Source organism: Neochlamydia sp. EPS4 (assembly GCF_000813665.1).
GTDB lineage: Bacteria > Chlamydiota > Chlamydiia > Chlamydiales > Parachlamydiaceae > Neochlamydia.
This window is the reverse complement of record NZ_JSDQ01000048.1, coordinates 111,121-118,820: the sequence shown is the minus strand read 5'-3', so window position 1 is coordinate 118,820 and position 7,700 is coordinate 111,121. Positions and strand designations below refer to the sequence as shown.

The 7,700-nt window shown below is 36.6% G+C and carries 6 protein-coding genes and 1 pseudogene; 2 read left to right on the top strand and 5 right to left on the bottom strand.

Going from position 1 to position 7,700, the window contains the following annotated elements:
• Together DB42_RS05015 and DB42_RS10875 are read left to right on the top strand one after the other, a co-directional pair.
• Positions 1-441, top strand: a 441-nt coding sequence (locus DB42_RS05015; protein WP_193365279.1) for a leucine-rich repeat domain-containing protein, incomplete at its 5' end; no start/stop codon positions are given.
• A gap of 108 nt (positions 442-549) precedes the next feature.
• Positions 550-1,366: pseudogene (locus DB42_RS10875) on the top strand (IS5 family transposase).
• Positions 1,367-1,614: 248 nt separating this feature from the next.
• Here DB42_RS10875 and DB42_RS05000 read toward each other — a convergent pair.
• From DB42_RS05000 to DB42_RS04975, 5 genes are all read right to left on the bottom strand, one after another.
• The gene (locus tag DB42_RS05000; RefSeq protein WP_044881987.1) at positions 1,615-1,905 is read right to left on the bottom strand and encodes a hypothetical protein; all 291 of its coding nucleotides are present in this window, start codon (positions 1,903-1,905) and stop codon (positions 1,615-1,617) included.
• Positions 1,906-2,351: 446 nt separating this feature from the next.
• Positions 2,352-3,380: a hypothetical protein gene (locus DB42_RS04995; RefSeq protein ID WP_155117431.1), complete on the bottom strand. Its 1,029-nt coding sequence runs from the start codon at positions 3,378-3,380 to the stop codon at positions 2,352-2,354.
• Positions 3,381-4,534: 1,154 nt separating this feature from the next.
• Positions 4,535-4,960 carry an ATP synthase subunit C gene (locus tag DB42_RS04985; RefSeq protein WP_044881984.1) on the bottom strand — a complete coding sequence of 142 codons (426 nt, stop codon included), beginning with the start codon at positions 4,958-4,960 and terminating at the stop codon, positions 4,535-4,537.
• Between the two features lie 27 nt (positions 4,961-4,987).
• Complete coding sequence (locus tag DB42_RS04980) at positions 4,988-6,913, bottom strand: ATP synthase subunit I (protein ID WP_044881983.1); 1,926 nt, start codon at positions 6,911-6,913, stop codon at positions 4,988-4,990.
• Positions 6,910-7,557 (bottom strand): V-type ATP synthase subunit D, encoded by a 648-nt coding sequence (locus tag DB42_RS04975; protein WP_052436003.1) that lies wholly within the window; start codon positions 7,555-7,557, stop codon positions 6,910-6,912. The genes DB42_RS04980 and DB42_RS04975 overlap by 4 nt, the downstream gene beginning before the upstream one ends.
• Between the last annotated feature and the right edge of the window lie 143 nt (positions 7,558-7,700).

Here is a 7,700-nt window from a genome sequence, read left to right as displayed (position 1 = left end):
TCTCAGCTGCAAATGCTTGAATTAAGTGAAAACCAACTCACCAGCCTTCCTGCAGAAATCGGGCAATTGTCTAAGCTGCAAGGGCTTTACTTAAATCAAAACCAGCTCACCAACCTTCCTGCAGAAATAGGTCAATTGTCTCAGCTGCAATGGCTTTACTTAAATCAAAACCAGCTCACTAACCTGCCTGAAGAAATCGGGCGGCTGCCTCAGCTGCAATGGCTTGATTTAAGTCAAAATCAGCTCACCAGCCTGCCTGCAGAAATCGAGCGATTGCCTCAGCTGCTAGATCTTGATTTAAGCCAAAACCAGCTCACCAGTCTGCCTGCAGAAATCGGGCAGCTGTCTCAGCTGCAAGGGCTTCACTTAGCGGATAATCCTTTAAAAGATATTGCAGAAAAAATAAGGCAGCGTTTTCGATTAGACTTCTTGCTTAATTAAATTTTTGCTATTTTCTTATCCTTTAAACTAAGGAGAAAGATATGGGGAAATATGAGGAACTTAAAGTGCTGTCTGCCGAACAATTTAGAAGGCTGACGGGTTAGAAGGCTGACGGGAGTAAAGCGTGAAACATTTAAAAGAATGGTCAAGATTTTAGTAGAAGCACAAAACAGGAGATACAGAAGAGCAGGAAGGAAAGGTGGGCTAACTATCCAAAACAAGCTTTTGATGGCGTTGGAGTATTTAAGAGGGCATCGAACTTATTTTCATTTGGGTAGAAGTTATAGATTGAGCGAAAGTGGTTGTTATCGAGCATGTAGATGGGTGGAAGACACATTAATTAAAAGTAGAGAATTTTCGCTTCCTGGAAAGAAAGCTCTTCTGGAAAAGGATAGTGAATACGAAGTAGTGCTTATAGATGCATCAGAATCACATGTAGAGCGACCTAAGAGGAGAGTTAAAGAAAAAAAATATAAGGAATCGTAACAACAAGCAGAAGCATTTCTATTCAGGAAAAAAGAAAAGGCATACCCTAAAAAGTTAGGTGATAGTCGATAAGAAGAGTAAAAAAGTTATTTGCACGGCCTTTAGTAATGGTAAAAAGCATGATTATAAGTTGTTTAAAGAAAGCAAGGTGCGCTGGACTGATAACCGCTGCGCGATAACCGATAGTGAATATACAGGTATAAAAAAGCTTCAAAGAAACTCCAGGCTACCAAAAAAATCCAGAAAGAGAAAACCCTTAACTCAGGAAGAAAAAAAGCAAAAACAAGAAATTTCTTCGGAAAGAGTGGTAGACGAAAATGTGATTGGGAGTTTGAAAAGATTTAAAATCATAAGCGATAGATACAGAAATCGAAGAAGAAGGTTTGGTTTGCGCTCTAATCTTATTGTGATGATCTACCATTATGAAATTGAGATTTAATTACTCAAAAAAGTCTATTTTAAAAAAAGAGCAAAAAGCCTGTATGTTAAAGTTGCCCACCCATTATTAGAAGACTTTTAATCCAGAAATATCTGCCATCGAATAAATAAATTAAAAGATTTTCCACGCTCTTGGCATTTAAATTTAACGTACAATAGGAAAACCTACAACAGCAAGTTTTAAGTTAAATTAATTCCTATTGTACGATGGCAAAGGAGCTTGGCTAAATTATTTTTCAATAGGCTAGCTTACTTAGAAGTCTTCTTTCCCTTAGGGGCTTCTTCAACCGATGGATTTAAATAATCTACATCCGTGGGAAATTCGTCATAATTCACATCAGTCACGTATTTACTATAATTTTGCGTAAGCTTACGAGTAGTCTGCGAAGAACTTTCTTGAAAAACAAGCTTTAATGCTTGCAGGTTGTTAACTTTACGATTAGTAACAGCTAAAGGGGCATAACGCTCTACAACACGAGAGGCAGCTCCTCGAGATTCTATAGCAGTACTACGTAATACGGACCCTGTTATGCTAGTCATACATTTTCTCCTTAGAAAACATGTTTTTAATATAAATTATTAATTCCTTATTTGGCTGTCTTTTATCCAGAAGAGGGATTTATCTTTTTAGCTTAAAGAATTAAAAAGCATAAGTATTTAAACTTTCTGCTTAATTTAACCATAATTCATTGTTATCAAAAAATCAACTTTATTCTCTTCTCTGCATCATTTATAGTAAATTCAAAACAGAACAATTTTTAAAAAATCAATTTTAATAAATGCCTTGCTAAATATTAGCGCAGCTGTAAACGAGTACGGGGTACACCAAGCTTTGGATGCGATTCTACAGGCATCTACAAAGTCAAAAATGCTTGCAAATAGCTTTCATTTCAATTTAGCGTACTTTTTGATTTTCATTAAACCCTTATCTTCAAAAGCTTAAGAAGCTCTACCCCCGTGACCACTTACGATAACTTTAATTCTTTTTAGTCCTTTATTGAAGCTACAACTATTCTTGCATAAGGGTCAAATTCTCTCCTTACCCCTGCAATATTTTTATCTACCTGAATTACATCCATACGCTTGAGGCCATGCATACTCATTAAATTATCAATTTGTGCAGAAGTAAAAGCTGTTTGGACATGGTGGCCCTCCTTACGTTTCACTACAGTTAAAAACATATCTCCTACTTTTTCTTTAGCCAGAGAAAAGCTTTTACTTCCTGCCATTCTCTTTATATTTTCATCATATGTTGTATAATTGAATATAAATAAATCATTTTCTTTCATCAATCGAGAAGTGGATTTAAAGAATGCAAGCATATCTTGAGGCTCAATAGCAGATAAAAACCTTATGGCTATTATAGCTTTGTTTCTTTCATGGGAACATTCAAATAGTTTTTTTAAAGCAAGATCTGCTTTTTCATGCATAAATTTTATATGATCTGCTTGCACCACATAGCGATTAAAAAGGTTTGCTAGCTGGATTCCTGGGTGAATATCTATTCCCGTATAATCATGTATGTTTACACCTTCTTTAGCTAAGTGAAGATTGAAGAGAAAAGCATCATTATGACACATGCCTCCTACTTCAATAATGGAGGGAGGCATAGGGTATTTCATGTGCAGAATAGCTTTAGAGAGCTGATCTGCAATATAGGCAGCTGAAGGAGAAGAATATGTATGACTAGAACCTGTCAATGCTTCAAACTTAACAATTTTATAATTAGCCCAACGATTTTTTTCACCTGCTTGAGGTTGCATGGGCTCAGGAAAAAAATATTTTAATAATTCTAGTACATACTCAACATCCTCTTGACTATTTTTAAAGATAGGAAGACCCTTTTTTTCAAAAAAATCTAATCGCTCTTTGTCCTCTAAATTTTTTAGAAGAATTTTCGTTAAGTCTTCATAATAATTTTCTGGTTTTTTGTCTTCTTTATAATAATTAATAAGCCGCTCTTGCCACCTTCCAGGTAGCCGTGTCGTAAAAGAGCGAGTACATGAATAGCTCATAGATATTTTACGCCTTAGAAATGAAGAGTAAGAAAAATCACTAAGTAAACTAGTACTAGAGGGCCCTATAATTTTTAAATATGAAGAAGGAACGGTTATATTCCCTTTTTTTAATGAATCAGGCTTTATTAAACTTAACGGTAAAGCTCGACTGCTTAATGAGCGAATTGGATAATGACTAGGAAAAGAAACTGTATTCATTTGTATTTTACGCCTTTAAAATTATTAGTTGAAAACTACCCTTGTAACTTTCTTTTTTAGATCTAAACTTTTAAGAAAAGAAGAAGAAATGATGTAATTTAATTAAATCGCTATATTTTTCTGCTTAACTTTAAAATTTGATTTATTTTTAAAATTAAATGATAGATAATACCTTCTTTATAATATATAATCAACCATAATTTTTCTTACTGTCTTATATGGCTATTTATATTTGACTGGATATCAAATGGATAGAGAAAGTTAAGGACAAAAAAGTCTTTATTGTTTTTTAACCACATTCCGCAAGTTAATTTCCCTTGTCATCTAATTTCTGCCAAAGAGAACTAAAACAAGTAAAACATGTCTCATGGTAGGGTCTAAACTAAGGATTAATTCTTGTATGCTTTCATGTAAAAGACCTAAGGTAAAAGCCAATCCATTAATTATCATTAACTTGACGTTTTTCCTCTGATCATAATCGCTCTGGGATTTGAAGAGACCATATGGACTATCATCATCCTTCATGTAATTTTGTTACCTATTGCAAAAACAATTTCAAGGCGATCAAAACCCGTGCTACTATACTTTTCCATCGTGTCTGTTCTTACTTTCTTTGCTTTGAAAGGAACAAAATTAGCCTTTTCTAAAAAAACTTAAAGCAATTTCCAGTCTCAATAAAATAATACTCTTTCAAGCTACTTCTTATGTAATCCCGTACTTTATAAAATTCCTCTCATTAAGTAGAGAGGCAACTTTCAGAGGGCTGGGTATGCGGACATAGTTTTTTTAAAACGTATAATATCAGGGAATCGCTACAACCTGCCGAATGTGGAATTGCGGTCACACCCATAGTATAAAAAGACTTTTTAAATAAAGCAGAATCTTTGAAAAAGAGGCGCACGGTGCTTAAAAAGTCCCGGCGCCTAGGTTTATTCACGATCTGAATTTGAGTTCTACATGATTAATAAGGAAAAGACAAAAGCAAAAAGAGAAACTGATTCGATAATACCGATAGCGGCAAAGCATTTACCAAATAAGGAAGGCTCTTTTAAAGTAGCTTGAATGCCTGTCGCGCAAACTTTACCTTGATAAATAGCGGAAAGCATGATGGCACCACCAGCACTTAGTCCAATAAATATCGCTGATAAGGGAGAAAGTGTCCCTTCTTGAATAGCTCTGCTCATTAGCAGCATCTCCAAAAAACCGTAGATACATTGAGAGGAAGGAGCAGCAGACATACCAATAAACTTACCGTGTCCTTCTTCTGTTCGGCTCATCGCCGCATGAGAAGCAGCGCCTGCAATATAACAGCCAATACAACTGCCAATCAAACTAAGTCCAAGAGCTATTGCAGGTCCTGCCATGCTAAAATCCATGATAATTCTCCTAATTGATGATTGAAAATGTTAATCTTTATCTTTGCTTATAAGGCGTAAAGGATTGAATTTTTTGCCGCCACCCTCGAATGAATAGTGATACCACTCAAGAAAATTAAGACGTAAGCCATGAATGACACCTCCCATAATGCTTAAAACAATATTAGTCGCATGTCCGAGTATAAAGAGAACTGCACCTATGGCAAAGAAAGTAGCACTGGCAAATTCATTAATGGTAGAGCTAACCATTGCTCCTGCTAAGCCAAGAGCGTAAATACGTAAATAAGACATCGCATCGGCAAAAATCTGGATAACGGTCATAGGCTCAAGAAAACCTTTCCAACGATGTTGGCATAGGCCTAAAATAAAGGCTACCAATATTCCTCCGCCGACAAGATAGGCTCCACCTTCCCCCACTGATTTGGGCACGCCAAATGCAAAATGAATAATTGAGGTAGCATTCAGGTAATGAGGAATATACAGATAAGCGCCAAGCATAAATATTACCCATCCTATAGCACTCCAATTACGATCGAGATATCTAAGGAGGGAAAGAATGATATGAATGACTCCGACCATTAAAGCCATCTCGAAAAGAATATTATCGTAGAATCTAAAATACATCGGGTGCTCAACTTTTCCTTTCTTGATTACCGTGGCATTATCAAAAAATTCTGTGGGTGTTTTAGATTCTTTTAATTTAGGAATTTCTTGGACAAATTCTTCATATACATCATCTTTATGATAAAAATGATACTCCCCTTTTTTTTCTACCAGCCGATGGATTAAAGATATCTTTCTGATAGGACTGTGAATATCTAGATGAATGCCAAAATATGAAGCCGTCAAGGCACCCCAAGCCATACATGCTACACTTAGGATGAGAGCAAGCTTCCATATGCGATGCCCTAAGCCTTTCAAATTGGCATATTTATAACGGATGAATAGGGCCATCAGTAAAAAGATCAAACCATACCCCGCATCACCCACGATCATCGCAAAAAAGACGGTAAATGATGTTAAAACCCACCAGGAGGGATCTTTATCAGTAGAGGAAGGTGTGTCATAAATATCAACTAGATCTTCTCCAATCTTCTCATACCCTGTATTCTCAAGGTAGGTGGGAACAATTTCGCCTGGCTCTATAGCGACTTGTTCGATATGCACATCCGTTGTTTCGGCCAATAGCCTTAAATCAGCTCTTTTATCTACAGGAATCCATCCTGTAACAGCAAATAAAAAGCCTTCCAAAGGCTCCGAGGAATAGCTTGCCGCCGCCTGGAGATGATAGCTATTAAATCTGAATAGTAGAACGCGATGTAAAAAACTGTTATATTTAGCATAATCCTTGAGGCGATGTTCAACGTTGCGGATCTCTTTTTTAAGGAAAACTAAACGTTTTTTTAATTGGCTTGCCGTATGAGGAATCTGCATCTCACTCAAACCGTCATACTGAAGCGACTCTTTGCTGATAGAGATAAAGTAATCTAGGCCATGATGATTACTATTAATAACAATCAGCTCTTGCGGAAGATCCTCGCGTTCTGCGGTTCCAGTTTTAGCAGCGAAAAATTGTATAGTTCGTTTTCCTTCCCTTTCAATAAAAGCTATATCCTCATGGGAAAAATCCCCAAACGCTTCAACACGTATAATTTCAAGATGGGTCAGCCTTTCCTCTTCAGTAAGCTTAATTAATTCCTGATTTAACTGAATGATCTCGTTAACCCAATTATCAGCAAGCTCATATTCTTCTACTTCCTCCTGTTCCATTAAAGGCAAGCCACGTAAGATCTTTATAGCAGCTAGCGTCTCTTGAATAGAAGAGGGAAGCTCTTGTGTGCCTGAAGGATGGGGATTAATAAAATGAATAAGCCCAGCTTTTTGAGCTTCCTCAAAAAAATAAGCCCGCTGCTCTTCTAGACCGACAATAAGAAACTTTTCTAGGTCAACTCTCATAGCTGTTCTCCTGCTTGAAGAGCTCTTTGTTCTAATAAATGCTTTTTATGGCCCTCAATTTTAGATTTAGCCACTTTAGCACGCGATACGGCAGCAAGCAGTTGATCTCCCAGAAATACTTTGATTTTTTTGATATTACTAAGAGCTCGCGGGATAAGGATTTTTTCAAAAAGGTTTACGCGAATAGCGACTTCACGTAATTCATTTTCTAAGGCGGCTTTCTTTTCCTGGGCAATATCAATTTTTACCTGAGCCTCTGCTAAGCCGCGCACACCGAGCACTACTCCATCTAACCAAGGTGGGGTGTCAAATAAAGAGTAATGAAAATCAGCAAAATCAATCCCTTCAAAATAAGGGACTTCCACTCCAGCAATATTTTCATAATGCTTATGGATGGCCAGTATATTTGCAGCACCCATTGGGTCAATTTCTGACTTATCAGACAAGAGCTCTGCATAGCTTTTAACTTCGAGGCGCAATGAATGATAGTGATGTTCTAATTTCAAAATTTCAGAACGCGCTTCATTGACTTCAATTTGTAGCATGGCTTTTTTAAGCTGGAGCGTAGGCAAGTATTTTTGTAACTGCGCTAGCTTATTTTGCTGCATTCTAAGTTCGTTTTTCGTTAACTTAAATTCGGCCAACTTTCACTCCTACATTATTTAAGCATCTATCCCAGCAGATTCGATAGCCCACAATCCAAACACGTTAAAAAATTAACGAGCAAAAAAAGAAGGTCACAACATTTTTAACCGTTTAAGTTGTATTGTTGTAAATAATTTTGCCA

Bases quoted from the DNA above. Each gene is read 5' to 3' on its own strand.
- DB42_RS05000 (WP_044881987.1), bottom strand. From the start codon at position 1,905: ATGACTAGCATAACAGGGTCCGTATTACGTAGTACTGCTATAGAATCT.
- DB42_RS04995 (WP_155117431.1), bottom strand. From the start codon at position 3,380: ATGAGCTATTCATGTACTCGCTCTTTTACGACACGGCTACCTGGAAGG.
- DB42_RS04980 (WP_044881983.1), bottom strand. From the start codon at position 6,913: ATGAGAGTTGACCTAGAAAAGTTTCTTATTGTCGGTCTAGAAGAGCAG.